This is a genomic window from Halotalea alkalilenta (genome assembly GCF_001648175.1).
Classification (GTDB): domain Bacteria; phylum Pseudomonadota; class Gammaproteobacteria; order Pseudomonadales; family Halomonadaceae; genus Halotalea; species Halotalea alkalilenta_A.
In genome coordinates this window covers 1,588,910-1,613,345 of sequence record NZ_CP015243.1, presented here as the reverse complement: position 1 = coordinate 1,613,345, position 24,436 = coordinate 1,588,910, and the positions used below count along the sequence as shown (strand labels likewise).

The following is a 24,436-nucleotide window of genomic DNA, read 5'->3' as shown; positions in this document are numbered from 1 at the left end:
GCAAAATTCTCGATATTTAAGTCTAGGGTCTGTTGCGATGATGGGGCGAGATGTCTTATAAATCAAATAAATGACATCTATTTCCGGAATTCACTCAATGGATATATCAAGCCTCGACTTCAACCTGTTGAAAGCCCTCGACGCACTCCTCACCGAAGGTAGCGTTTCGGGAGCTGCTCAGCGCCTGGGACTGAGTCAGCCGGCGACCAGCGCAGCTTTGGCCCGGCTACGACGCGTGCTTGATGACCCACTGCTGGTGCGGCGTGGCAACGCCATGCTGCGTACGGTGCGTGCCGACGAACTCAGACCTTGCGTTTCGGCTCTGGTCGACGAAATCGGCCGCGTTTTCATGCAGTCAAATCTGTTCGATCCCGCAACGAGTACGCGTCATTTCCGCATCTTGGCCAATGACTACGCTGCTTTGGTGGTGCTTACCAGACTGGCAACCGAGTTACGGCGGAGCGCGCCGGGGATCGTCCTAGAAATACTGCCTTTTGATCAACGCATGGAAGAACGTTTCGCTGCGCGTGAAGCGGACTTGGCAATCAGCGACAGCTACAGCCTGCGTGGCTACCGCCATAGCCAGATCCTGTTTTCCGAAAATTACCTATCGTTGGTACGCGCTGACCATCCGCGTTTAGGGATGGGCGAAATAACGTTGGAAGCATTCCTGGGTGAAGAGCATGCACTTGTATCCAACAGAGGGCATGTGCCAGGAGCTGTAGATACGGCGTTGGCGGCACTGGGCCGCAGCCGTCGAGTTGTGCTGACTTTGCCCCATTTCATCGCCGTGCCGGCGGTAGTTGCCCGCACTGATTTGGTCATGACAGTGCCAACATGCATCGCCGAGGGGTATGCCGAATACCCCAGGCTTCGATTGTTTGAACCGCCGGTCATGGTTTTACCGTTTGACGTGATAATCGCTTGGCCTGCTCGCAGTGGGGCCGATCCAGCGATGCAATGGATGACGCAGCGCCTTGTAGATATAGCGAATGCGGTTCAGCAAGAACATTCAGTCGGGTCATTGTCTTAAGTCCAGTTAGAGTGTGGTCTTCGACCTCAATGGTGCTGCCGGCGTCGGGTGCGCATAACTTCTATCTATCGCTCAAAGCTGGATTTGCGCTCGCTTACAATCCGAGGACGGGCCCCGCTGTCGTCCGATCGCCCATGACACGCTCACGCCGCTCACCACTGCCGTGATTTGCTGACCCAGCCGCTGCTCGATCACCGGCCGCCACGGCACCAGGCTGAATCCCATGCCGTCATCGAGCATCGCGTAGCGGCCGCTGGCAAGTATGACCGAGCGCCGATAGGTGCCGGCCACACGCTGCCCGTCGGCCACTGGCCGATGCTCCAGGCCGGTTTCAGCGGCAATGTCCTTCGCGGCCTGCGCCAGCTCCCGGTTGCGCAGCGTCCCCAACAGGTTGCGCATCAGGATCACGCGCTGCCCGCGCCGCTCGGCCAGCCCCTGCTCGGCGAGGAAGTCGGCGCGCTGTTGCAGGGCCTGCTTGGTTTCGTCGCCAAAGCCCAGGTCGTCCAGCCTACGGCCGCCGCCGATCAACTGCTGATCCAGCCAGATCACGCCGATCACCCGCGCCTGCCGCTCGATCGGCAGGTGCGATTTCAGCTCCACGGCCACGCCGCCAAGGCGCTGCGCGTCGTACTGGCGGCCACGTTCGGCCAGGTCGTCCGGCACCTTCCATAGTCCCTCGGCCACGCGCTCCACAATGCCGGCTCGGCGCAGGGCTTCCAGCCGGCGGACATGGGCTGCGACAACCTCCTGCGGATCGCGTCCGGCCTTGGCCCGGCCCTGCTCGATCGCAAGGTGATGATCGGTGCGGTACAGGCCATCGCTCGCCAGCGCGGCGATGTTCTTGTCGGCCGCCCGCATCTCGGCGGAACCACGCACCTCCACCACAGACCCGATGGGATATTCGCCGCTCGTCGCGGGCGTTTAACGCGACGTAGTGAGCCTTGCCGTCCACGCCATCGATGACCAGATAGCCGCGGTCATGCAGCTCGTCGGCCAGGCCCAGCCGCTGCAAGCGTTGCAGGCGGCCGATCAGCTGCAGGCGCTGGCGTTGCAGCCGGGGTTCGTTGAAGCGTTCGATCTGCACCCGACCATGCTCGCCGACCTCGCGTTCATGCAGCAGCCCGCGATGAATCACGGCTTCGCCGCTGCGGTCGAGGGTGACGATGGCACCGGCCACGGCGCGGCCAGCGCATCCAGCTTGCCGCGCACCAGCGATTCCAGCAGCGCAGCGTCGGTCAGGTAGGTTCCGGCATCGCCTTCCGCGAACAGGTCGCGGCGGATGCCGCCGCCCGCCGCCGTGTAGGCGTCCAGCCCGGCAAAGCGCACCAGCGGATGCGAAGCGTCGATTTCGCGTTCGGTCAGGCGTTCGCGCAGCGCGGACGCGCCACGCTGCCATTGCGGCGCACCGTAGAACGCGCTTTCCTGCGCGGCGTGGTCGTCGGTGATGGTCAGGGCCATCAACTGTTCCAGCGTGACGGCTCCGCCCCGGTAGTCGGCCAGCAGGCGCGGCAAGACGTTGGCGAGTTTGAGACGGCGCTGCACCACCAGCGGGGTCACGCCGAAGTCGGCGGCAATGTCTTCGATGGGGCGGCCTTCCTTGACCAGTGCGGCGAACGCCTCGAACTGGTCGGCCGGGTGCATCTGCTCGCGCAGCAGGTTTTCCGCGAGGCTGACGGTACGGGCCGAAGCGTCGGGCACCAGCAGGCACGCCACTTCGTAGTCGGCAGGGATGCGCTTCTTCTTCGCCAGCAGCTTCAAGGCGGTCAGGCGGCGGTCGCCGGCCACCACTTCGTAATGCTCGCCATCAGCGGCAAGGATGACGACGAGGTTTTGCAGCGGGCCGACGCGGGCAATGCTCGCGGCCAGTTCGGGGATGGACATGCGCGAGGTCGTCCGCGCGTTGCGCTTGGAGCGGCGCGGCAGCAACTGCGAGAGCGGAACCAAAATCAGGTTCTTGCTCGGGTCGGCCACTTCCAGCGGCGCGGCGGGTTCGATGGCGAGGGCTTCGGTTTTGAGTACGGCGTTCATGGTGATGACTCCTTGCGGTTAAGGATGCAGCAGCGAGAGAAGCGGCAAGGGCTGCTGCCTGCCCCTGCCGCGTGGGGATTCAGGCTTTCAACTGGCGCATGCCATCGGCCAGCAGCCAAAGCGCACGGTTGAGGCGGATGTTTTGGTCAATGCCCTGCACCGGGCGGGTTTGCTGGCGGCGTCCGTTGGCGCTGCGCCCGCGCAGGCCGCCTTGGGTCAGGTTCTCTTGCGTGCGGTTGAACACGCTCCACAAGTCCGGGCGGCGGTCATCAAAGCGGCGCGGCATCAGGATTTGCGATTCCGTGATGGGCGCGGGCTTGTCGGGGTCGTCGTACTTGAGGGCCAGCGCGGCGCGGGCGAACACTTCGGATTCGCCATCGTTCAAGGTGATGGCGCGCATGGAATCGCGGGATTCCTGCACGCGGTCGAAGCCGCTCAAGACTTCGTAAGCGCCTTCGATGACCAGTCCAGCCACATCGCCTTTGTGGGGTACGCGCACATCGGCCACGGTGTCGCCGAATACCAATCCGTTCTGGCAGACAAAGCGCAGCAGGCCAGCCAACAATTGATAGCTGCTGGTGCCGTCGTGCGAGTTCAGCAGGACGATTTCATTGGCTTCTGCATCGTTGATCTGGTTGGCATGGCGCAGCCGGATCATGTGCTTGGTGAAGTCGCGGCGGTCTTCGTTGCGCACGCGGGTCTGCGCCACCATGAAGGGCTGGAACCCTTCCTTGCGAAGCTCCGTCAGTACGGCGGCGGTGGGGATATAGGCGTACCGCTCGGAACGGCTTTCGTGCGGGGCGTCTGCGAAGATTGACGGCGCGACCCTACGGATTTGATCGTCGGACAGCGGGTAGTCGCTGCGCAGCGACGGGGAACGGGAAGCGAATCGGGATGCGAGTTGCATGGCATTTCTCCTGACGAAAAGGGTTTGCTGTTCAAACCGCACACCGGATTCCTAGATTCGGAGCCCAGCCTTTCGGCTGTTCGGTGCGGTCGGCACGAGGAACCCGGTTGGCCCTGTTGCCACCGTCTTTCCTGAGTTCATCGCCCGCGGCCAAAGGAGCGCGCGGACGGGGGCCGTCAAGGAGACAAGCGCAGGGTTGGTGCGGCCCGCAGGTGCAGCCGAGGACACGGCCCTGCGCGCCTTGACGGCACACGGGAGCGGGCTACGGTCGCGGGTAAGGTGACGAAGTCAGGGGAGACGGCTGGACAAGGCAACGGCCATCCCTGTGTGCCGACCGCACGCAAGCGAAGCGCGCAGGCCCGAAGCTGGAAGCCGGGCCGAAGGCGTCAGCCGAGCGGAGCGAGGAAACGATGGAAGCCCGTCAGGGGCGAAACCCCGCAGGGGGTTCGATGCGTAGTACGACAGCGCGACCGGCCATGTGCCTTGGCCGGGGACGCACGCGTCGGAAAGACATGCATAGCCCTTGCCCGACTGGTGCCGGAATACCCGCATGAAATTGCTGCTAATCTCTACGTAACAAAGCGTGAACACCCAATGTGTTAGCGAGCACTGGCATGGAGAAGGCGTAATGGATCCTACTTTTTATCGCTGGCTGGCTATTAGCGGCCATATGCGCGCGAACCCAAAGTCATGACTGGGCTGGTCAAGCACAGTGCACCGGGACCGTATCTCGGATTTGCACTGCAGCCTGTCCGGCTGTGTTACTTCCTCCTTAGCAGCCCATTGGATTCAAGCGTGTCGCTTGAGTTGCTGGATGACGTTGCCGTTCACCATGCCGATGGGACGTTGCTCTTGGAGCAGTGCAAAAGCGCTTTGTCCCATAACGCTCTTTCTGATTGGTCTGAGGATTTCTGGAAGGCGCTGGCGAATTGGATCGAATTGATCGAATCAGGAAAAGTGGATGCTGCCAAGACCTCGTTCCAGCTCTATGTGACACCCCCACGAACGGGGAAAGTCAGCTCGACCATGCACGCCACCAGCGAGCCATTGGCCACGCATGCGCTGGTCAAGGATGTCGAGAAAAAGCTGAAAGCACGCGCGCAGCCACCCAAGTGCGCTGCGCATATCGAGAAGTTCCTGGGCGCATCTGAAGCCTGCCGCGATGCGCTGGTTGCGAGGTTCTCGGCCATCAGCGCTGACGTGGATCCGATTGAGCCTCTTCGTACGCTTCTAGCTCCTGCAGTTCCGGCGACGTCAATCGACATCATCTGCCAGTCGGCGATCGGGATTGCTAAGGAGTGGGCCGATCAACGCCTCCGCCAAGGTGGTGCAGCGCAAATCAGCGTTGCGGATTTCCGAAGAAATTTTCACGCCTTCATTCAGAGAAACAATCTTCCGGGATATCTCCCCACATTCACCGCAGCGCTGACTGCGAGCGATGCGCAGACAGTATTGAAGAACCGGCCCATCTTCATCAGGCAGTTGCAGTTGGTGGAGGCAACAGAAGAACAGCAGCTTCGCGCCGCCAGCGACTTCATGCGGACCTCGGGCGACAAAGCGACATGGGCAGAGCAAGGGCTTGTCTACGACGGCAGTTTCGATGATTGGGAGGAGTCACTGGTGCGGCGACATGCCGCCATCCAGGGCGAAGTCAATGACGTGTTCGCAGACAAGACGAAGATCATTCAGGGCCGCACTGTCTACAACCGCTGCTCGATACTCGATTTGCCACTTGATAGCCGTGCATTGCCGGGACACTTTACTCACGGGAGTTTCAACGATCTGGCCGAGCGGCGACTGCTTGGTTGGCATTCCGAGCACAAGGATCTCTTGGATAAGGATGATCAGGAATGAGCGGAACTGAGCGACAGGTCCAACTGAGCGAAGCGGCGCTTGTTCAGAACGAGGCGCTGGGCGCCTACGTATTGTGGAAGTTTGGATTGGGATTTCAGGAACGTGACAGCCGAGCGGCCACGTTGCCACTGGCGTTCATGGTTCTTCCGCTGGTCCTGCATGCTCCGACCTTGGGTATGGTGCTGAGCACCTATAAGAGCTCAGGCCTGCATCTTTTCGCGGCAAAGTTGGGTGAACAGCGAGAGGAACTTTTCGCCGTTCATGAGCGCGCGCTAGCGTTGCGCCAACTCAGTCTCGAATCGCTCATGCGTGCCGAACAGTCGGGACTGCTTCGCATAGACCCGACAACGGCGACAATGTGGGCGATAGGACCCCATGACGACATGACAGCACCGTCGTTGCCCGAGCGAATTCGGCGTATTGGTCCGGCATCCGAGAAAATTGGATACTGGTTCGCTGACTTATCCGATCAGCAGATAGCCCACACTCTCAAAGTGGAGTTCTGATGTATTTTCAACTGCGACAGGTCATCTTGTGGCCGCGAGGTGGTGGCGAGCCGCGAGTCGTCCATTTTGAGCCGGGAATGGTCAACGTCATCAGCGGCGCGTCGAAAACCGGAAAGTCTTCGGTCATCCCAATCGTCGACTATTGCCTGGGATCGGATAAATGCGCGATCCCGGTCGGCGTTATTCGCGAGACCTGCTCGTGGTTCGGTGTGCTCGTCGATACGGTTGAAGGCCAGAAACTATTAGCTCGTCGGGAGCCTGGCGAGTTGAAAAGTTCCGGTGAGATGTTTGTTCTTGAAGCACCAGAGATCGACCCGCCACGGGAAGTACTTGCCAAGAATCAGAACGTCGAGAACGTCAAGGCACTCTTGAATCGGCTGGCCGGTTTATCGAATCTCCAGTTCGAGCCAGGCACCGAAGACCGGTTCAAATTTCGCCCCAGCTTCCGCGACCTGATGGCTTTCTTGTTTCAGCCACAGAACATCGTCGCCAACCCGGACGTGATGTTCTTCAAGGCAGACACTACCGAGCATCGCGAGAAGCTCAAGACCATCTTTCCCTACGTCCTTGGAGCCGTTAGTCCAGAGGTGTTGCAGGCCCGGCATGAACTCGATCGCGTGCAGCGTATGCTCAGACGAAAAGAAAGTGAGCTGAGGGCACGGCAGGAATCGGGATCGGCGTGGCAACGCGAGGGTTTTGCGTGGGTGCGCCTTGCCATTGAATACGGATTGCTCCCGGCAGACACGGTTGTCCCCGACGATTGGCCTTCCACTGTTGATCTGTTGCGCGCTGCCTTGCAAAGCGATGCCAGAGCGGCAATCCCAACGCTGGCATCTATGGATGTCATCATGACCCGACTCGCAGAGCTTCGTGCAGCAGAGTCCAACTTGGCGGCAACCCTCAATCAGTCAAGGCGGCGGTTGCATGAGTTGCGAAGATTGGATGAAAGTACCGATGCCTACGGCAACGGCCTTCGCATTCAGCGGGATCGTCTGAGTCTCTCTTCATGGATTCGCGGTCTGTCATCGACACAGCCGATGGCCACCTTGGAGCCGAGTGAGGCCGCGCGGGCCAGGATTGACCAACTATGCGAGGTTCTGGAGGGGATCGAACTGCGACTGCGCTCCCAACCCACCGCCGCAGAGTCACTGGGTCGGGAAACGCTTCGGCAGCGCGAGATTGTGGAAGGCGTCTTGGGTGAACTTGCGGCGGTGCGCCAGGAGATTCGTTCTCTGGAAGGAAAGTCAGATGAGGCGCGCAGGATTACGACCCGCGGCGAGGAAATCTCGCGCTTCCTCGGCCGCCTGCAGGAAGCGTTGCGGCTTTATGAAGCTGCAGACAAGTCATCGACGCTTAGCGAAGAGATTGCGGCGTTGAAGGCGCAGGTCGACACCCTTGCGAAGTTGGTATCCGAACACGAGATCGGGCGGAAACTTGAGAATGCCATCAATACCGTACAAGAGATTTCAGGTCGTCTGATTCCACAGCTTGATGGCGAATGGCCTGACGCACCGATTCGCTTGGTGATTCAAGATCTGACGGTCAAGGTCATCAGGGGGACGCGAGATGATTATCTCTGGGAAATTGGCAGTGGAGCGAACTGGCTCGCGTACCATGTTGCACTGACTCTTGCGTTGCAGGGATTCTTCCTCAGGTTGCCGCATCATCCAGTGCCGGGACTACTCATCTACGACCAGCCAAGTCAGGTTTATTTTCCCGCGCGTCGGACAGAGAGCTCTAACGCGGTCGAAGCTGAACCCGAATGGAAGAATGAAGATGTCGCGGCGGTGAGGAAGGTGTTCACGCTCCTTGATCATGTCATCAGTCGTACTGATGGCCGCATGCAGATTGTTGTGCTTGATCATGCGGACGAAGAGGTATGGGGTAAACTTGCAAACGTCCACCTGGTTGAGGTGTGGCGTGGTAAAGGCCTGGTGCCATCGGCATGGTATTCGCAACCGGGGGACGGTCTGCAGTAACGGAGCTGCGCGCTTGGTTGCATGTCTCGTTGAACGTTGCAATCGAATCTGTCGGTGATGGATTAGAGCCACTCCTTGGACTACCATCGTTACGTCCATAAGTCGTCGTCATCCCCAGCGACATGCAGCACACAAGCGCCGACCGCCGCGCCTACAGGAGGATGATGGCGTCTGTGCTGTTCGGATCTCGTCTTGGGAAAGCCCCCCCCGAGGTCAGATCAGCCCGCGCTCGGCAAAGGATGCCGTGCTCGCTCCCACGACGATGACGTGATCCAGGGTGCGCACGTCCACCAGCGCCAGCGCATCCTTCAGCCGCTGGGTCAGCGCCCGATCGGCCGCACTGGGCTCGGGATTTCCGCTGGGATGGTTGTGCGACAAGATGACCGCCGCCGCATTGAACCGGAGCGCTTCCTTGACTACCTCGCGCGGATAGACCGATGCGCTGTAGATGGTGCCGCGAAACATCTCCGTGTACTCGATCATCCGATGCCGGGTGTCCAGGAACATCACCGCGAACACCTCGAACTCCAGCCCTCCCAGCTTGGCCTGCAGGTACGCCTTGACCGTAACAGGCGAGGAGAAAGAAGCGCCCCGCTGCATCTTCTGATCGACGACCTGGCGCGCAGCCTCCAGAATCTGATGGGCCGTGGCCGGCGCATAGTGCCCGTGGTTGTCACGCACCAGTACAGCAGCATCGAACAAGGAAAAGGACAGTTGCGACATGATCGTGCTCCGGTTGCTCGGGCGGAATTGCCCGGAACCGGCGCCTCACGGCGCAGCGCAAGCAGTCAGGGATCACAGACGGCCGACAGGCCGCAAGCGTGCGAGCACGCGTAGTCATTGACGGCGAGAACGCCGTGATACGGTGAAGGGAACAGCAAGCCGGCCTCTCCATCTCCAACGAAGAAGTGGAAGGCAAGCGCAGCGCGCAGGCCCGAAGGCATCAGGGATCAAAGCCGAATGGCCGCGACTCGCAGAGGCGGGGGGGCGCGGGGGCGCGGGGGCACAGCCCGCGAGCCCGACGGCGGAACGCCGGGATGTTCCTTTCCTACGCCCGGCCTTGCTGCAGCAAGTTGTCGTGATCGCTGGCAATAGCCACCATGACGTTCATTGCGAACTCCATGGAATCTGGACGATGGCTGCCGACTCAGAACCGCTCAGGACCTCTGCACAACCCACTGCTTCCCTTCCCCGCCCCGGCACCGAGCAGTACGCCGAGCTTCCGCAGTTCCCGAAGGGCTCGCCGCTCCCCTTTCGCCGCACGATCCGCCGACGTGAGCTGCACCAGATCGTGCCCTTGGCGGAGACCACCATCTACGAAATGGAGCAGCGCGGCGAGTTTCCCCGGCGCTTCCGGCTGACGCCGCGCTGCGTGGTCTGGGATCTGGAAGAAGTCGAAGCCTGGATAGAAGGCCGCAAGCCAGCCTCGCGATCATCAGAGACCGACATATCGCCCGGCCCGGACGTGAGGCTGCGTCGGCATCGCCCTGTTCGATGAAATCGCCGTCTAGCGTCCACGGCGACTACCCGACATCCACCCTGACCAGTTCCCGGGCAGCACCTGTGCCATCTGAGCCGCAGCAAACGTGACCGCCACATCTCGGTCTCGTGCCTCCCGGCTGAAGGCCAGCGCGACGTGCCCAGGCCGACCCCAGCCCACCGTGGCGTCGGCACAGTCGCTGCCGGCCAGCCGGCGCAGGACCTCATCCTGCGAATCCAGCCCAGGATTCAGCGCATAGACCAGTGTGAAATCGTGAACCATCGCGATCACCCCATCGCCTTTGTATTACCCGCTGCGTCAGCGCGCCTTGATGCGCGCCAGCACGTCCGCCAACTGCCCACGATCCGCAGCGCGTTTGGCCGCCGTGCGCTGCGCTAGGTTGTGCAGCTTGCGCCGCACACCGGGCAGATCAGCCGCATGGGCAAGGCCGATTAATCCGAAATCCGGCTGCTCATCCTCGACCGATTGCAGAAAGGCGCGTGACGGCTCGTCCAGCCAATGCGCCACTCGTGCCAACAGACGCTCGCGGCTCTTCAACAAGGCCGTCGCTTCAATGGGCTCAGCCGTCATGCCCGTGAAGTGAGCTTCGAAGGTGGCCTCGAAATCCGCAGGTACACGCGGCGCCAGCATTTCCCATGCTGGCTTAGGACTGCATGTCAGGTACACGAGAAAGGTCCGCCAAAGGTGCGCATCCGCCCGCTCATCCTCCAGCAGCAGACCCACGTCGAACAGATCGCGCGGATGCTGCCGCGACATTGCCGCCGCCAGCTTGCCGGCATACAGATCGGCGAAGTCCAGCACCTGCACTTCGGCGAAGCCGAACGCCTCCTCCCCCCGTGGCCGCACGACCATGGTCCGCACTGGATGGACCGTCCCGCGCATCACCGGCGTCGTCTCGATCTGCACACGCGCGCGGCGGCGACTGACCACCAGCCGGGTGACCGCCCCGCCTTCGCCCGCTGAAGCTTGCACCTGCAATTGCAAAGGCCGGGCGCGCATCGCGTCGGCCAGTCGTCCGAGTGCTTCGGCGATCAGCTTCGCATCCTCGGCATAGTCGTGCACCGGCAGCCAGGCCAGGTCGATGTCCACCGACAGGCGCGGCAGGTCCTGCTCGAACAGGTTGATGGCGGTGCCGCCCTTGAGCGCGAAGCGCAGCTCCTGGGCCAGCACCGGCAGGATCTCCACCAGCAGCCGCACCCGGTCGGTATAGCGCCGATCCCATCGATCAAGCCAAGTGCTCATCGAGGTCTCCCGGCAAGGTGATCTGGTAGGTCGGATGCAGGCGCCCACCGGGGACCAGCGCCCGCTTGCCCCGGCCCAGATCAACGCCATCCAACGGCACATGCGCCAGCCATGCATGCCGATGGCGATCGGCCAGGGCCAGGAACAGCCGCTTGGCCTTGATGCTGCGGCAGTGACGCAGCAGCAGGCCGATCCGCTGCGGGCGCAGCGTGGTCATGGCCTGCATCAGCGCATCGGCCTCGTAGACCCCCGCCGCATCCGATACGCCATCGCACAGCTCCAGCATGGCCCGCTCAGGCGTCGAGCACACCAGGGCATCGACGCCAGGCGCAGCGGAGTGAAGGGCCAAACCCACCCCGGACAGCGCCTTTTCGGAGACTTCCGCCGTGACGGGCACGGCCAGTAGGTCGAACGGCCCCTTGCCTTGGTACTCGAAGCGCTGCTCCATCGACAATTTGCCGACCCAGCCCGGCGGCGGCACCGGTCCGTAAAGCGTGATCGTTCCGGCATCGCCCAGACGCAAGTAGTGCTCGTGCCCTTGCAAGGCCAGTGCGAATCGCCCACCGACATGCAGTGGCATGCCCTCCCCAACCTGCAGGCTGCGGACCACCCCATCCCATTGCAGCCGCCCGCCCGCGCGCATATACACGCCACGCGCCGGCGACACCAGCCAGCCGCTGCCGACATAGCGCGCGACCAGGCTGTTGGAGTAATCATGCGCGCGCAGCCAGCGGCTGGACACCAGGCGGGTATCGCCCAGTTCTGCCAACAAACGGTTCAACTTTCCTGAATTTTGAGCATTCATAGTGTTCAAAATATCAGTTTTATAAACCTCCGCCAAGGGCCATGAGTTTGAAAATACATAAAAAAAGATCATCCAGAGTGATCTTTTATTGAAAAATGCAAACCCGAGGCTACCCGTCCGAAGCCATTCCCGGCACTTCAGGCGTAAGGCTGGAAGTCGTTGTTGTCGCGGCTGATCAATTGCATCAGCTTGGGGTGTATGAAGAGCTTTTCCTTGCCAACCTGCATTTCGCGCAGCACACCCAGGCTGGCCAAGTCGTGCAGGTAGCGCGAGGCGGCCTGGCGTTGGGCAATCCCTTTTTCCACCAGGTTGCCGATGCGGCAATAGGGCTGTTCAAAGATGACATCCACCAATTCGCGGGTGTAGATCTTGGGCAGGCGTGTGCGCACGTACTCGGTGGTGTGTTCGGCCAGCCCGCGAATGGCCGCGATCTTCCCTGTGGTCCATTTGGACGTATCGGCGACGGCCTGCAGCATGAACAGCAGCCAGGGTTCCCAGGCGCCATCTCGCGTCACACTGAGCAGCAGGCGGTAGTAGTCGGCCTTGTGGCCAATCACATGGCGACTGAGATACAGGATCGGCAGATTCAGCAGCTCTTCCTGGATAAGGTAGAGGATATTGAGCACGCGGCCGGTACGGCCGTTGCCGTCGGTGAATGGGTGAATGGCCTCGAACTGGTAGTGGCCCACGGCCATGCGGATCAGCGGGTCCAGGTCAACCTGGTTGTGTAGGAAGCGCTCCCAGTTGGCCAGCATGTCACGCAAGCGGGCCTCGCCTTCGGGCGGGGTGTAGACCACCTCCCCCGTGCGGTCGTTGGCGAGTTGCGTGCCCGGGGTGCGGCGAATGTCCATGTCCACCCCCTTGAGGGTGCGGCAGACATCCACGGCGGTGGCGGTACACAACGGTCGCGCCTTGAGCGATTGAAAGCCTTGGTGCAGCGCGGTGCGGTAACGCAGCGCCTCCTTGGTGGCAGGATCGGCGTTGTCGTGGCCTTGCGCGTACTGGAACAGTTGGTCGGTGGTGGTGACGATGTTCTCGATTTCCGAGCTGTCCTTGGCCTCCAGCAACGGAATGGTATTGATCAGCATCGCCTGATTGGGAATCAACTCTGCCGCCTGCTTGAGTTCGGCCAACGCGGCACGCGCCTCGATACAGGCCTTGAGCACGGGCCGGGTCTCCAGTTCCTGCGCCGGGGGTAGCCCTGGCAGCTGGTTGTGAGGCTGCTCTGGATGCCAGGCAAGTGCATTATCATTCATGATGTAAAAATACCATTTTGACGACACGTTCTCAGCTTATGTCGCTGCTGGCGACACGTCAACGAATCATGTTCTTATTTCATTGGAATAGCGACACGTAGGGTGCTCATGTCGTTCTTGACGACATGAGCACCTCAACATGTCCCCAAATCACAGCTTAAAAACATCAGAGCGCAGGACTCAGAACCGGCACGGTCACGTTCTCTGGCACCAGCTTCGGCATATGCGTGCGCCCATCGATCCATGCCTCCACCATATCGGCCCACTCCTGGAGCATGTGACGCCGCGGCCCGGCGTACTCGGCCTTGTTATAGACCGAGCGCGAAGACCTGCTGCCCTCTTCGTGCGCCAAGCACTTCTCGATCCAGTCCCCGTTGAAGCCCACCTCGTTGAGCAGCGTGGACGCGGTGCGCCGCAGGTCGTGCACCGTGAATGGCTCCAGCGGCAACCCGGCTTCCTTCGCGCGAGAGGCAATAAGCTGGGTCACACGGTTGAGCGTTGCATGTGACATGCACCTGTCGGCGTCGTAGCGCGACGGCAGCACGAACCGTGAGCCTGCCGCGCAGGTGTGCAGGGCCACGAAGATGTCCATCGCCTGCCGCGACAGGTAGACCACATGCGGCTTGCGCCCCTTCATCCGCGCCTTAGGGATCGTCCAGGTGGCGTTCTCGAAATCCACCTCGTTCCAGGTGGCCTCGACCAGTTCGCTTTTGCGCACCATCGTGAGCAGGATCAAGCGCAAGGCCAACCGGATGGTCGGATAAGACGCAATGGTCTCCAGCTGGTGGAAGGCCAGCCGGATCTCCGCCGGCGAGAGCGCCCGATCCTTGGGAACGAAGGTCGCGATCGAGGCCGCCTTCACATCGTCGGCCGGGTTGGCGAGCCGTTCGCCATGCAGGATGGCGAAGGCATAGACCTGCTTGACGATGTCGCGGATGTGGATGGCCGTGGCCGGTGCGCCGCGCGCCTTTACCTTGTTGCACAACGCCCGCAGGTCGTCGGGGGTGACTTCCTTCAGCTTTCGATTCTGGAAGACCGGCAGGATGTCGCGGTCGATGATGTGCTTGCGCATCGACCGGGTGCTGTCGGCCATGCGGGCATCGGCCAGCCAGCGTTCCGTCATCTGGCCGAAGGTCTTGGCGGCCGTCAGCCGCCGCTTGGCCCGCTGCTTCTCCAGCGCCGGGGAAATGCCCTGATCGACCGAGCGCTTGGCGTCGAGCAGTCGCTCTCGCGCCATGGCCAGCGACATGCCCGCTGGCCCATACCGTCCGAGCGTCAGCGTCTCGCGGCGCCCGTTGAGACGGTAGTCGTAGCGGAAGGTAATGGTACCAACGGGCGATACCGCCACGTACATGCCATCGCGGTCAAAAACCTTGTAGAGCTTGGACTTAGGCTTGAGATTGCGCAGTGCAGTGTCGGTGAGCATCGAGGGTGTTCCTCCTGTTCGTGACGGCTTTTACCGTCAGGGACCTGGAGACCCGTTGATGCTCGGAAAGCCGCATAAAACAAGCTTTCCTCAGGAGTTTTTTACCGTCAAAGACCGGTTCGGTCTCAATAGTAAACAGGAAGGTCTGGATCCGACCTCCGAGGGCTTACCGTCAGTTCTGTCGCCGACCCGTTCTGCTGGCCGGCGATAGCCACCGATAGAAAACGCAACTTATTTTTTTAAGATCAAAAAGTTACGTCACTTTCATCGATACCTGGCGATAGCCCTCGGAAGACGCTCCGTCACCATGGAACATCTCGGCGTAGTGGATCAAGCGATGCTGCGCGTCCAGGAACAGCACGGCGAAGACTTCATGCTCGAAGCCTCCCAGCTTGGCGCGCAGGTACTCCTTGACGACCGTCGGTGATGTGAAGGAGGCACCCCGCTGGGTCTTCTGGTCGATGACTTGACGCGCCGCCTCCAGGATCTGATCGGCTGTTGCCGGCTGATAGCCGCCATGTGCGTCACGCACCAGCAGCGAGGAAATGAGAGAGAGGGAAAGCTGCGACATGATCGTGCTCCGGTTGCTTGGGCGGAATTGCCCGAAACCGGCGCCAGCACGGTGTAGCGCAAGCTGTCAGGGGTCAAAGACGGCCGCAGCCGCAAGCGTGCAAGGCGCGCGCAGCCCTTGACGGCGAGAACGCCGTGGTACGGTGAAGGGAACAGCAAGACCGCCCCACCCCACCTGTCACCTCCTTAGATTAGCAAGCAGGGCGCACAGGCTCTCAAGGGCCGGAGACGTCAGGGATCGAAGCCGGATGGCCGCGATTCGACACGAGGCGCAGCCCGCGAGCCCGACGGCGGTACGCCGGAGCGCTTGATTTGGGTGGATAAATGAGACGAACCGCCTATTAACCTGGTACTATTACCCACTGATTCGATGGAAGACAAAACAACGATATATGATTACTTTTGTGGACTTATTCTGTGGGGGCGGGCTCGGTGCACGGGGAGCCGTGACTGCTGGCGCCCGCCCCATTCTGGCAGTGGACGCCTGGGATATCGCCACAACCACCTACAAGAGCAACTTCCCCTCTGCTGAAGTTCTGTGCTCACCCATAGAACAGATTGATCCCAGAGGCTTCGCCGGTAAACATCGCCCTGATGTGCTGTTGACCTCCCCGGAATGCACTTCCCATTCAATTGCACGGGGAGCCAAACCTGGCTGTGAACAGAGTAAAGAAACAGCTATTGGCATCATCCCCTGGATTGAGGCGATGGAACCGCGCTGGCTGATCGTGGAAAACGTCAACCGCATGAAGAAGTGGGGCCGCCACAATGAGCTGGTCAGTACCATCGAGTCGTACGGCTATACAGTAAACGATCTCTTCCTGAACGCAGCGGACTTTGGTGTACCACAGTCCCGCAAACGGATGTTCCTGATATGTGACCGCCAGGGTTCAGTTATTTCACGGGAGCATTTAATCTCACTGCATAAAAGAGAGGTCAAGCCGGCCCACTCCGTCATCGACTGGTCAGGAAAGTACAAGAGCCGTCCCCTATATGCTGAAAACAGAGCCCAGGCCACCATTGAGCGGGCCGAAAGAGCTATCAAGAAACTTGGCCGGAAAAAAGACTTCATTATTGTTTATTATGGTTCTGATTATGGGGGCGGCTGGCAGTCACTCGATATCCCTCTACGTACCGTAACCACGCTGGATCGATTCGGCCTTGTAACCTGGAAGGATAATACCCCCTATCTGCGAATGCTGCAGCCACCTGAATTGCTGAAAGCCATGGGTGTGGGCTCCAAACACGAACTCCCACACGGCAATCGCCGGGACAAGATCAAGCTATGTGGAAACGGCGTCTGCTCACCAGTCATGGAAATGATCTTCAAGAAAATCATTCTGATCGAAAGCAAAGAAATGGGGCTGGCTTCCTGAATGAATCTGGCCGAGATGGACCTTATTGTAGACCACATATATGGTGACTCGCGAAAAGGAAATGCGTCAGATGATCCCCTGCCACGACTACTCGGCGTGGACAATGGAGCAGGCTTCAGGCATTTGGGGAAACGACCTGGCATAGATACATTGAAACTGTTGGCGCTGAAATCCAACTTCAATGACCCCGACTGGCCAGACCACCTGGATATTGAAAATGGTCTTTTCACGTATTATGGGGATAACAAGACTGTCCGCAGTATTCACGACACCCCAAGGCAGGGAAATCAGATTCTCTGCAATCTCTTCGAGGCCCGCCACTCTTCGATCTCTTTCGACCACTTCCCTGTTATCCTGCTTTTTGGAGGAACCGGACAATATCGTGATCTGCGTTTTCTTGGACTGGCCGTCCCGGGTGCGCAAACCCTGGGCCCGGACGACGACTTGGTTGCCATCTGGCGGACGAAAAGCCCCAACAACGTCAGATTCCAGAACTACAAATCGATCTTCACCATACTCAACGTTCCAGTAGTCATCACCCGGCAATGGCTAAATGATGTAAAAAATGGAAATGCAGTATCATCTCTCTATGCGCCCAAACCCTGGCTTGAATGGCTCTCAGGACGAAAATACTCACCACTGTATGCGCCACACAGTATCGACATACGCAGCAAAGAACAGCAACTTCCCCATTCCACTGAAGACCATAAAATCCTGTCCCTGGTACACAACCAATACCGTAATGATCCGTTTGCATTCGAAACAGCAGCAGTGGAGATTGCCCGACTATTCATGCCAGATATTGGCCAGTGTGATATCACCCGGCCATGGCGTGACGGTGGGCGGGATGCTGTCGATGCGTACCGGATAGGGACAGGTCGAAGCGCCATTGAGGTGGAATTTGCATTGGAAGCCAAATGCTACGATCCTAAGGGAAAAGGTGTTGGAGTCAAAGAGCTCTCCAGACTTTTATCAAGACTGCGACACAGGCAGTTTGGGATACTTGTAACAACCTCCTACTCTTTCCTCTCAAGCTTACACTGAGCTGAAGGAAGACAAGCATCCGGTGGTGATCATCTCCGGTGAAGATATTGTCAGCACCCTGAAAAACCGTGTTGGTTCCCTGAGCCTGATTACCAAATGGCTCAACAGTCTTTAAGGTAAAGCACATTTCTTTGCTCCTCCAGAACCTCGACCACTCGGGCGACGCTGTCCTCCAGAGACGCTTTGATTTCATGCTCCCAAATGCGAATAACCTGCCAACCCTCTGACTTGAGTGCTTCATTATTACTATGATCCCGAGCAACATTGCCATTTATTTTATTCATCCAAAACTCTGTTCGAGTCTTTGGCTGCACAAAATGATCGGAGCATTTGTGCCAAAAACAACCATCTATAAAAATCACTGTTCTGAATGATTTGAAAACCAAATCTGGCCTTCCCGGCAGTCGGTTTCTGATCCTGTATCTGTAACCAAGACTCCACAGGGCTTTCCGGAGAGCCACTTCTGATTTGGTATTCTTACCTTTGATCTGTGACATGCAATAAGAACGTTGTTCGGGAGTCAGCACATCAGACATAAATGCCCGCCTCTATAGAAAACTTATTACCCCCGGCCTTGACGCATATTGTGAACAGTTAAAGATTATAGCTGAAAGAATCTGGTCTCTCACCCGGAACAGGCTGCCCCCGAACCACTGATTGTCATCAGGCTGGGCACCTAACTGATATTTGAAACTGAATTTCACGATATAGGTCTTACCCTTGACTTCAATTCGCGGAAGCCTGTACACCCCATCATGCGCCCTGTCTTTTTTGGTACCCTGACTGGTTGTAAAAGAGGTTAACTCTTCAAACTCCGCCGGAATCAAGGCACCCAGAATATATCTGGGGAACTTGGTTTTCCTTTGAGCATAATCGCATGCTGCGGAGATCTCAAGAAACCCGAGGATGGTTTCATTTCTTGCCTTCTCTGTCAGGGCGCGTCCCTCCGCCTTTCCCTTCCGGCGGAGAAACTCCTCATGAATCAGGCATTCAATTGAACGACCGATCCTCTTCTCAAACTTTTCAGTGTTCTTCTCTGTTTCCAGATATTTTCCATTAATGGATACGAAGACTCCTCTGCAGTCTTTCGGAAAATCCTCCAGTACTTCTTCAACATGATAAAAAGTGTTTAGCTTTGACTTTACTGCATCATCAATATTTTGCTTTGTCCCTATTTCAGGAACGGCATCAGTCCACTTATTATCAAGAGCAGCGCCGGACATGGACCTGACTTGGTCCTCAAGGACAGGAATGAGCCCACATTCCATCGCCAGTGCAGGAGTGTCAGCGGCATTCTTCAAGCCGATTGCCTCATTACCAATTGCAGCCAAGATTTTTCTCAGCTCACCAGCCCTGTCTTCAATGGACTTGCTTTGATTGTTGTCCTGCGCCAGCGAGTACAACATGGCGACAGCACTTCTGCCAGCCTCGGATGTCCGCATCTCCCAGTTCAGGAGAGTATCGAACAACGAGTTTTCTGAAATAAGATTTTTTAACTTCTCTTTTAGCTTTTCGGCCTCTGAAAGAAATTCAGTTTTTGAGATCACTGACACCTGTAGAGGAAGAGTTATATCATTCCAGTGGCGTTCCTCCAGTACTTGGATAACATCAGCAACATCCTTTTCCAGTTTTGACCAGATGCATAACAGGTAAGGGCCTTTTACAGACAGCTTCTGGAACATTTTGGCTAACGGACCTGCCAGATTAACGGCTTTTGCGTTCTGAATTTCTGTTAGATTCAGGTCTGTCACTATGATCCTTGGGGATATCCAATCCGAAATATCCACGTGGTCTATGCCGCTCTCGTTATCTGGATCGTTGTTGATATACTGGATAGGCAGGCAAGGTATTCCTGCTTCAAAGAAGGCTCTTTTTATGCTGTCCAGCTCATCCTGGTTGTCGTCTATAACAACAATGCCTGGCAATCCAGAAATCATTCCGTGGCCCCTTTGAATACCATAACAACTGCAGCACCGGAGTATGCCTCCGGCAAATCGAGTTCTTCGCAGGTGGTAACAATCAACTGGCCACCTATGGTTTCCATCACCTTGTCAGCATAGTACAGACCGAGTCCCATCCCGGCCGAGCGGGTCGTCTTGAACGGAAGGACTGCCTGGTCAGGTGAAATATCAAACCCCGGACCATTGTCCGCAACAACCAATGCCGGGCCCTCCTTGAACCAGTCTGTCAGTGTAAGCAGGCGTATTGCCGGACTGTATCCGTTCCCCTCCTTCTCTGCTTTCAGCTTGGTCCAATGGATCGCGTTATCAACAAGGTTGGTCAGGGCCGCCTGCAAAAGTCCAAAGGGACCTTTAACCTTGAAGTCAGGTGACTCGTCGATAAGCAGGGGGCAGGATACGATGATTTCATGATGCTGAAAACGATGCTCCGACAAACTAAGCACTCTCTTTGCCAGGGCTTTTATACTGAAGGTTTTTTGTTCGTTCCTGCGGAGAAGGGGCGTGAAGCCTTCAAGCAATTTTGACAAATGGTCCGACCTGTTGAGCAACAATTCCTGGGGGTCATTTCTTTTGATTGCGGCATTCAATTCATCCACTCCCCTTTCAACCTCATGGAAAATCACTGCCAGGTTTATGCCGGCGATTCCCGAGGAGAGCGTAACGTCCCTCATCTGTTTGTAGTCAGACTCAATCTGATTGATCTTCCCGCCAATTTCCTTCTCAAGGCCGTGTTTCTTGAGACTACCCCGGATGGACTCAATATTTTCCGTGAACCTTGCGTCTGGATCTTTTTTGGCCGCCTTCGTTTCACCATCAATATATTCTCTTATTGACTCTCTATGGTCGAAATGAAGCTGATAAAACTTGTCCAAGGCACTGAGAATAATCCACCGGAATCTTTTGTAGGTTGAATTTTCATCAAACCCCTCTCTATTGGTCTTTTCCTTCAGATCAGAACTACGTTCCAAGTCCATATCAAGACTGGCTATAACCATATTGTTGGCTATTTTTCTTCCAGGGGCATTAATCCGTGTCGTATTCAGATCAAGCCAGTCATCGCCAATCTCGCCATAGTTGAAAACACGAATCCCATCCCGGTAAACCCGCACACCTGTCTGTTCGTCGAGGTACCTTTTCACATCTTGGTATGCGCCCTGGGCATTAAGGATTTTCCTATCCCTGAGGTAGAAATAGAATGTTCCGGATATCGGGCCTATCCCTTCCATATCGGGCTTTACGAGTAGAAGATTGTCCTTCACTTTATCCTCTCGCGCTGCCTTCTCGGATTTATCCGGGGGAATCAGCTCAAGTCTCTCATCCTCGGCACTCTCCGAGTCGGGTGAAAGTTCTTTGAAAAGTGAAGGAGGGTTGAATGCATAGGAAAAGGAAAACTGGGCGTTTTCATCAATAAGAAAGTCATAGCGCCAGATTGCCTTGCTCAATACATCCTCAGCACCCAAGACATCCTCTATATCCTTTTCTCTGCCGGGGACGGACAGGTTTACGGAAAAGTCTGACACTCCACTGAACGGCGATACCAGACTGGTCAGCAGGCGTTTTAACCGGCGTATATCCCCTCTTGTCCAGACTTTGTTATTGAGGTTATTTATTTCAATCCTCGTTCCTGTTTCCCCATCCTGAAAAACTTCCGGTTCCTTCAATTCTTCAATGTCCACCCGGGTTTCTTCAATATAATTCGACTCACTAATGAGAGAAGGCCAGTCGATTTGTATTTTACATTCAGGGTGGCCATCCGCCCTTGTGTTTACTGTCAGTTCAGTGCCCAACTTGTGAACGGCCAGCCGCCCGACCCCCTTTTCACCCAACGGCATGCGGCGATACTTTAGGCTTCTCTTCCTGTTTTCCTTTCTCTTACTGTCTGTTCCGATCTCCATCCACTTTTCGATAATGGTGTTCCGGTTCATTCCGCATCCGTCAAAATCCCTCACGATTATTTTCGGATTGCTGGACTCCACATCAAGAGTCACATCAACACGTGTTGCATCCGCATCGTATGCATTTTTCACCAATTCAAATATGGCCAGCCGGTCGTCACCGATAAGCTCATCCCCCAACAGTTTGAGGAGATGTGCTTTCGCTTTAAAGGAGACTGAGTTAGACATAGCTGATCCAAATCATTTTGTTATCCCTCACTGTTTGAAGAACAATTCAGGTTCTATTCAGAGCCCGGTTTTCTGTAAATTCCCATGTTTACTGGCTGTCATTTCATTCCGGTTGCCGTTTCTTGTTCTCGATAACTGACAGCTCTCTTGTCACCTGCTCCAGAAACAGGTCTAAATCGCCGACATCTCTCTGCGCATAAGAAAGCGTTAGCAGGGTCAGCGGAGTGCACCTGCATCACTTGACACAACTCGTTGAGCTTGGGCAAGGTCGGGTTTTTCACGCCCCGCTCTAGGGAACTCAGATAGGTACGACTTGACACCTCAGAGAACGCTTCCTGGCTGAGGCCGCGCACCTTCCTTATGGCCTTTATGGCTCTGCCCAACGAATTTTCCTCTGCCATACGGCTCTTGCATCCTATAAGGCTACAATCTATAGTGTACACTCTGGCATAGATGTCGTGGAATTTCTAGGCCTACAGAAACCCTTCTTTCTGTATCCACTTCACGTGCTGAACAGACCAGTATGTCTAAACATCCGCCCCTGCCCACAATAAACAACGGCAATGGGAATCTATTTTTACCGGAATAGCTGACAACCTTATCTTCATTCTATGTATACTGAAGAACTGTTTAACACACAAAAACAGTGGGCTGAAAAGGGATTGTTCCTAATGCGGGACCTGCTCCCAATGATGGCGCCAGTCGGTACCTATGAGGGCTGGGAGTGGGAAGAGCGCGACACCATAGGGAAACTACTTTCCGCTTCTGCCCGCTCTACAGAAAGTGCGCTGCTGTTGATGGCCTATGGCCAACTCTGGGACGCCGAGGTCCTGATCCGCTCTGTCTTCGAAAGCACACTAAAGTTCACCTACCTAGTCCAGTCTCACGATACTTTTAAGGATCGACATCGCGAGTTTGCTGATGAGCAGCCCGAAATCATTGCCCTTCAGGATGACAGGAAAGCCCGTCAACTTCTGGGTGCCATCAAGAACCCTAAAGCAGACTCCTGGCGCCCAATACGTGATATGGTTCTGCCAGATGAAAAAAGGGAGGAATTGGCATCCAGGTACCCGAAGACATACCGGCGGCAGATGGATATGAAATGGGGTTATGGCGGCATGCTGAACTCATTAAGCAACAGTGCCGATACACTCTTCGCAAACTTCACAGGACTCAGTTACGGATATTCCGTTGCAAGTCACATTCATCATGCCGATTTCGTCGGGATATCTGTTCCTCTTGACAGGGACAGGCGTTCGCCGGAGCGACGTGATGCAATCCATTTGGCTCACTTGGCCCGATTGATCTCGGATTGCTTTGCCTGTTTCCAGATACGGTTATTCTCAGGCTACCGGTTTGTGGACGGTGACGCATCAACAGTAGAGTACGCTATATCCCGCATCAACAATTTGTTTACCGAATTTGAGTCAGCCCAGGAGGACTGGATTGATATGGAATACGGCGACAGAAAATAACTTGTTGTAACAGGTTTACAGGACAGCAACTTTTCTCACGCTTCATATGGGTAAGAACCGGAAAAACTCTCTCTTGACCCATATTCCCGATGTATCTTGAGAATGGAGTTTACTCCACGAAGGGGATCAATTTCGTCAACTATCGTATTCGCCCACTTAAGCCACGCGGCCAACTCCTTTGTCTGCGATTCACCTGATTCAATGGCCTGCAATATATCACGGACAGCCCTTGCCTTTTGATATTGTTCGGATAGGAACAACAAGTGCTCCCTCCGGGCTTTCTCAATTTTCAGTCGTTGCGCCTCTTCCTCCCTTTTTACCTGCTCAATTTCCCATTGCCGTTCCACTCTGCTTGTTTGATCGCATCCAGTTTTCTGGATTCAAAATCGTGACTGAAGGCCTGGACCATTGAAGCAAGATGGATTTCAATCGGCGAGTCGCTCCTGTCATACCAGGTCTTCTTGTAATTTATTGACCGGGCGTTGGTAATCCTGAACTCAAGTCTGCCGGTGGAAACATACTCATGGGAGTGCCAGAAAAACCTGTCATCCAGTCGCATTCTTGAAGAGGGGAGTGCTGTATTTTGGTCACCGGCTCCTTAATTTCAAACTCCAGAGTCTGTTCCCCATCACTAAAGCCGGTCATCTCCCTGGAGGATTTGACCAGTTTCCAACCGAAGGTGCCAAGCAGTTCCCCAAGCCCCTGCAGGAATATGCAGGCCCTATCGAATGTTTTTGGGGTGACCTTCATGCCCGGGTTTACAACATCCCTGCCAAAAACAAGGCGGGTATATTTATCGACCGAGGGCTTCTTGGCTTGTTTTCTCGCACCGGAAATTAAAGAATGGTAGCGCGGCACTGACTCCTGAATCCTGAAAGTCATCGCAGTAGCCAACTGCTCTTCGGTAAGCATACGGTCGGATTTCTCCGGCGTTTTACCAACTTCCCGCTGCAGCTCTGGTTTGTAGATGATCTCCTCCAGGTAGGAATCCTGGTATGCCGGCAGCGGAACCTTGTGCGACTTGCGCTCTCCATCATTCATCAGCCAATAGCCCTGGGAAGGCCTGGGCACATTAAGCCTGATGCATTTCTTGGCCAACCCTTTGTCGCTCATGTCGAAGTACTGGCAAGGTCACGCATGGGCATTGACCATACCAGTTCGTAAAATTTCTCCCTCATTATCTCCCTATTCTCGTTCATATCCTGGTCTCCTGGAAACATGGCTTGCCGATGCATCAGGATGCACCTTATTCCTACGCCCTTACCCGATGTAGCAGGTTGTTCCAATACACTCCAATAGTCACCATCCTCCTTGGATACCACAATTCAGTTTTCAAAATGGCGTACTGGA

The 24,436-nt window shown here is 56.6% G+C and carries 22 protein-coding genes and 1 pseudogene; 9 read left to right on the top strand and 14 right to left on the bottom strand.

Features of this window, described 5'->3' with window-relative positions:
- Positions 1 to 97 precede the first annotated feature (97 nt).
- Entirely contained in the window at positions 98 to 1,033 is a 936-nt protein-coding gene (locus A5892_RS07075; protein WP_064122208.1) for a LysR family transcriptional regulator, read from the top strand.
- 72 nt (positions 1,034 to 1,105) lie between these two features.
- On the opposite strand, the pseudogene A5892_RS07070 reads toward A5892_RS07075, so the two are convergent.
- Positions 1,106 to 2,045, bottom strand: a pseudogene (locus A5892_RS07070) (DUF3363 domain-containing protein).
- Here A5892_RS07070 and A5892_RS21065 point away from each other — a divergent pair.
- Positions 1,968 to 2,276: a hypothetical protein gene (locus A5892_RS21065; RefSeq protein WP_441294771.1), complete on the top strand. Its 309-nt coding sequence runs from the start codon at positions 1,968 to 1,970 to the stop codon at positions 2,274 to 2,276. The pseudogene A5892_RS07070 and the gene A5892_RS21065 overlap by 78 nt on opposite strands.
- Here the strand turns inward: A5892_RS21065 and A5892_RS07065 are convergent.
- Both A5892_RS07065 and A5892_RS07060 read right to left on the bottom strand, forming a co-directional pair.
- Positions 2,165 to 3,061, bottom strand: coding sequence for a ParB/RepB/Spo0J family partition protein (locus A5892_RS07065; protein WP_441294768.1), 897 nt, complete (start codon positions 3,059 to 3,061; stop codon positions 2,165 to 2,167). The two genes, A5892_RS21065 and A5892_RS07065, sit on opposite strands and share 112 nt — an antisense overlap.
- A gap of 79 nt (positions 3,062 to 3,140) precedes the next feature.
- Positions 3,141 to 3,968: a DUF932 domain-containing protein gene (locus A5892_RS07060; protein WP_064122207.1), complete on the bottom strand. Its 828-nt coding sequence runs from the start codon at positions 3,966 to 3,968 to the stop codon at positions 3,141 to 3,143.
- Positions 3,969 to 4,763: 795 nt separating this feature from the next.
- Between A5892_RS07060 and A5892_RS07055 the strand changes: the two genes are divergently transcribed.
- Genes A5892_RS07055 through A5892_RS07045 form a run of 3 tightly spaced genes read left to right on the top strand, consistent with a single transcriptional unit; the run spans position 4,764 to position 8,307 of the window.
- The gene (locus tag A5892_RS07055; RefSeq protein ID WP_064122206.1) at positions 4,764 to 5,822 is read left to right on the top strand and encodes an ABC-three component system protein; all 1,059 of its coding nucleotides are present in this window, start codon (positions 4,764 to 4,766) and stop codon (positions 5,820 to 5,822) included.
- The gene (locus A5892_RS07050; protein ID WP_064122205.1) at positions 5,819 to 6,328 is read left to right on the top strand and encodes a three component ABC system middle component; all 510 of its coding nucleotides are present in this window, start codon (positions 5,819 to 5,821) and stop codon (positions 6,326 to 6,328) included. Before A5892_RS07055 ends, A5892_RS07050 begins: the two co-directional genes overlap by 4 nt.
- Complete coding sequence (locus A5892_RS07045) at positions 6,328 to 8,307, top strand: DUF3732 domain-containing protein (protein WP_064122204.1); 1,980 nt, start codon at positions 6,328 to 6,330, stop codon at positions 8,305 to 8,307. The genes A5892_RS07050 and A5892_RS07045 overlap by 1 nt, the downstream gene beginning before the upstream one ends.
- 213 nt (positions 8,308 to 8,520) lie before the next feature.
- On the opposite strand, the gene radC is transcribed toward A5892_RS07045, so the two are convergent.
- A complete protein-coding gene (radC, locus tag A5892_RS07040) occupies positions 8,521 to 9,030 on the bottom strand; it encodes a RadC family protein (RefSeq protein ID WP_064122203.1) in 510 nt (169 codons plus the stop codon).
- A 412-nt stretch (positions 9,031 to 9,442) separates the two neighbouring features.
- On the opposite strand from radC, the gene A5892_RS21060 reads away from it, so the two are divergent.
- Complete coding sequence (locus A5892_RS21060) at positions 9,443 to 9,805, top strand: helix-turn-helix transcriptional regulator (protein WP_064122202.1); 363 nt, start codon at positions 9,443 to 9,445, stop codon at positions 9,803 to 9,805.
- 300 nt (positions 9,806 to 10,105) lie between these two features.
- Here the strand turns inward: A5892_RS21060 and A5892_RS07025 are convergent, their stop codons facing one another.
- The 5 genes from A5892_RS07025 to A5892_RS07005 all read right to left on the bottom strand — a co-directional run bounded on the left by A5892_RS07025 (position 10,106) and on the right by A5892_RS07005 (position 15,108).
- Positions 10,106 to 11,050 carry a nucleotidyl transferase AbiEii/AbiGii toxin family protein gene (locus tag A5892_RS07025; protein ID WP_064122201.1) on the bottom strand — a complete coding sequence of 315 codons (945 nt, stop codon included), beginning with the start codon at positions 11,048 to 11,050 and terminating at the stop codon, positions 10,106 to 10,108.
- Complete coding sequence (locus A5892_RS07020) at positions 11,034 to 11,927, bottom strand: type IV toxin-antitoxin system AbiEi family antitoxin domain-containing protein (protein WP_223302814.1); 894 nt, start codon at positions 11,925 to 11,927, stop codon at positions 11,034 to 11,036. The genes A5892_RS07025 and A5892_RS07020 overlap by 17 nt, the downstream gene beginning before the upstream one ends.
- A 65-nt stretch (positions 11,928 to 11,992) precedes the next feature.
- Positions 11,993 to 13,111: a protein adenylyltransferase Fic gene (gene fic / locus A5892_RS07015; protein ID WP_064122199.1), complete on the bottom strand. Its 1,119-nt coding sequence runs from the start codon at positions 13,109 to 13,111 to the stop codon at positions 11,993 to 11,995.
- 166 nt (positions 13,112 to 13,277) lie between these two features.
- The gene (locus A5892_RS07010) at positions 13,278 to 14,537 is read right to left on the bottom strand and encodes a tyrosine-type recombinase/integrase (protein WP_064122198.1); all 1,260 of its coding nucleotides are present in this window, start codon (positions 14,535 to 14,537) and stop codon (positions 13,278 to 13,280) included.
- 253 nt (positions 14,538 to 14,790) lie between these two features.
- The gene (locus A5892_RS07005; RefSeq protein WP_082890315.1) at positions 14,791 to 15,108 is read right to left on the bottom strand and encodes a JAB domain-containing protein; all 318 of its coding nucleotides are present in this window, start codon (positions 15,106 to 15,108) and stop codon (positions 14,791 to 14,793) included.
- A gap of 391 nt (positions 15,109 to 15,499) precedes the next feature.
- On the opposite strand from A5892_RS07005, the gene A5892_RS07000 reads away from it, so the two are divergent.
- Together A5892_RS07000 and A5892_RS19775 are read left to right on the top strand one after the other, a co-directional pair.
- Complete coding sequence (locus A5892_RS07000) at positions 15,500 to 16,483, top strand: DNA cytosine methyltransferase (protein ID WP_064122197.1); 984 nt, start codon at positions 15,500 to 15,502, stop codon at positions 16,481 to 16,483.
- Positions 16,484 to 17,527, top strand: coding sequence for a restriction endonuclease (locus tag A5892_RS19775; protein ID WP_223302813.1), 1,044 nt, complete (start codon positions 16,484 to 16,486; stop codon positions 17,525 to 17,527). It begins immediately after the preceding gene.
- 101 nt (positions 17,528 to 17,628) lie between these two features.
- Here A5892_RS19775 and A5892_RS19770 read toward each other — a convergent pair whose 3' ends face one another.
- The 4 genes from A5892_RS19770 to A5892_RS19765 form a co-directional block, all read right to left on the bottom strand.
- Complete coding sequence (locus A5892_RS19770; RefSeq protein ID WP_082890314.1) at positions 17,629 to 18,063, bottom strand: very short patch repair endonuclease; 435 nt, start codon at positions 18,061 to 18,063, stop codon at positions 17,629 to 17,631.
- Between the two features lie 12 nt (positions 18,064 to 18,075).
- On the bottom strand, positions 18,076 to 19,464 hold the full coding sequence (locus A5892_RS06990; protein WP_150123505.1) for a hypothetical protein: 1,389 nt from the start codon (positions 19,462 to 19,464) through the stop codon (positions 18,076 to 18,078).
- Complete coding sequence (locus tag A5892_RS06985) at positions 19,461 to 21,611, bottom strand: ATP-binding protein (protein WP_064122194.1); 2,151 nt, start codon at positions 21,609 to 21,611, stop codon at positions 19,461 to 19,463. The genes A5892_RS06990 and A5892_RS06985 overlap by 4 nt, the downstream gene beginning before the upstream one ends.
- Before the next feature lie 98 nt (positions 21,612 to 21,709).
- Complete coding sequence (locus A5892_RS19765) at positions 21,710 to 22,012, bottom strand: helix-turn-helix domain-containing protein (protein ID WP_441294767.1); 303 nt, start codon at positions 22,010 to 22,012, stop codon at positions 21,710 to 21,712.
- Positions 22,013 to 22,282: 270 nt separating this feature from the next.
- On the opposite strand from A5892_RS19765, the gene A5892_RS06980 reads away from it, so the two are divergent.
- Positions 22,283 to 23,086 carry a DUF5677 domain-containing protein gene (locus A5892_RS06980; RefSeq protein ID WP_064122193.1) on the top strand — a complete coding sequence of 268 codons (804 nt, stop codon included), beginning with the start codon at positions 22,283 to 22,285 and terminating at the stop codon, positions 23,084 to 23,086.
- A 468-nt stretch (positions 23,087 to 23,554) separates the two neighbouring features.
- On the opposite strand, the gene A5892_RS06975 is transcribed toward A5892_RS06980, so the two are convergent.
- A complete protein-coding gene (locus A5892_RS06975; RefSeq protein ID WP_064122192.1) occupies positions 23,555 to 24,199 on the bottom strand; it encodes a hypothetical protein in 645 nt (214 codons plus the stop codon).
- Positions 24,200 to 24,436: the final 237 nt, after the last annotated feature.

Excerpts from the sequence above, each read along its gene's own strand:
- A5892_RS07065 (WP_441294768.1), bottom strand. The coding sequence starts at position 3,061 with ATGAACGCCGTACTCAAAACCGAAGCCCTCGCCATCGAACCCGCCGCG.
- A5892_RS21060 (WP_064122202.1), top strand. The coding sequence starts at position 9,443 with ATGGCTGCCGACTCAGAACCGCTCAGGACCTCTGCACAACCCACTGCT.
- A5892_RS07060 (WP_064122207.1), bottom strand. The coding sequence starts at position 3,968 with ATGCAACTCGCATCCCGATTCGCTTCCCGTTCCCCGTCGCTGCGCAGC.
- A5892_RS07075 (WP_064122208.1), top strand. The coding sequence starts at position 98 with ATGGATATATCAAGCCTCGACTTCAACCTGTTGAAAGCCCTCGACGCA.
- A5892_RS19770 (WP_082890314.1), bottom strand. The coding sequence starts at position 18,063 with ATGTCTGATGTGCTGACTCCCGAACAACGTTCTTATTGCATGTCACAG.
- A5892_RS19775 (WP_223302813.1), top strand. The coding sequence starts at position 16,484 with ATGAATCTGGCCGAGATGGACCTTATTGTAGACCACATATATGGTGAC.
- A5892_RS07020 (WP_223302814.1), bottom strand. The coding sequence starts at position 11,927 with ATGATCTTTTTTTATGTATTTTCAAACTCATGGCCCTTGGCGGAGGTT.
- A5892_RS07050 (WP_064122205.1), top strand. The coding sequence starts at position 5,819 with ATGAGCGGAACTGAGCGACAGGTCCAACTGAGCGAAGCGGCGCTTGTT.
- A5892_RS07005 (WP_082890315.1), bottom strand. The coding sequence starts at position 15,108 with ATGTCGCAGCTTTCCCTCTCTCTCATTTCCTCGCTGCTGGTGCGTGAC.
- A5892_RS07010 (WP_064122198.1), bottom strand. The coding sequence starts at position 14,537 with ATGCTCACCGACACTGCACTGCGCAATCTCAAGCCTAAGTCCAAGCTC.
- fic (WP_064122199.1), bottom strand. The coding sequence starts at position 13,111 with ATGAATGATAATGCACTTGCCTGGCATCCAGAGCAGCCTCACAACCAG.
- A5892_RS06985 (WP_064122194.1), bottom strand. The coding sequence starts at position 21,611 with ATGTCTAACTCAGTCTCCTTTAAAGCGAAAGCACATCTCCTCAAACTG.
- A5892_RS07045 (WP_064122204.1), top strand. The coding sequence starts at position 6,328 with ATGTATTTTCAACTGCGACAGGTCATCTTGTGGCCGCGAGGTGGTGGC.
- A5892_RS07025 (WP_064122201.1), bottom strand. The coding sequence starts at position 11,050 with ATGAGCACTTGGCTTGATCGATGGGATCGGCGCTATACCGACCGGGTG.
- A5892_RS07000 (WP_064122197.1), top strand. The coding sequence starts at position 15,500 with ATGATTACTTTTGTGGACTTATTCTGTGGGGGCGGGCTCGGTGCACGG.
- A5892_RS19765 (WP_441294767.1), bottom strand. The coding sequence starts at position 22,012 with ATGGCAGAGGAAAATTCGTTGGGCAGAGCCATAAAGGCCATAAGGAAG.
- A5892_RS06980 (WP_064122193.1), top strand. The coding sequence starts at position 22,283 with ATGCGGGACCTGCTCCCAATGATGGCGCCAGTCGGTACCTATGAGGGC.
- A5892_RS06975 (WP_064122192.1), bottom strand. The coding sequence starts at position 24,199 with ATGAGCGACAAAGGGTTGGCCAAGAAATGCATCAGGCTTAATGTGCCC.
- radC (WP_064122203.1), bottom strand. The coding sequence starts at position 9,030 with ATGTCGCAACTGTCCTTTTCCTTGTTCGATGCTGCTGTACTGGTGCGT.
- A5892_RS06990 (WP_150123505.1), bottom strand. The coding sequence starts at position 19,464 with ATGATTTCTGGATTGCCAGGCATTGTTGTTATAGACGACAACCAGGAT.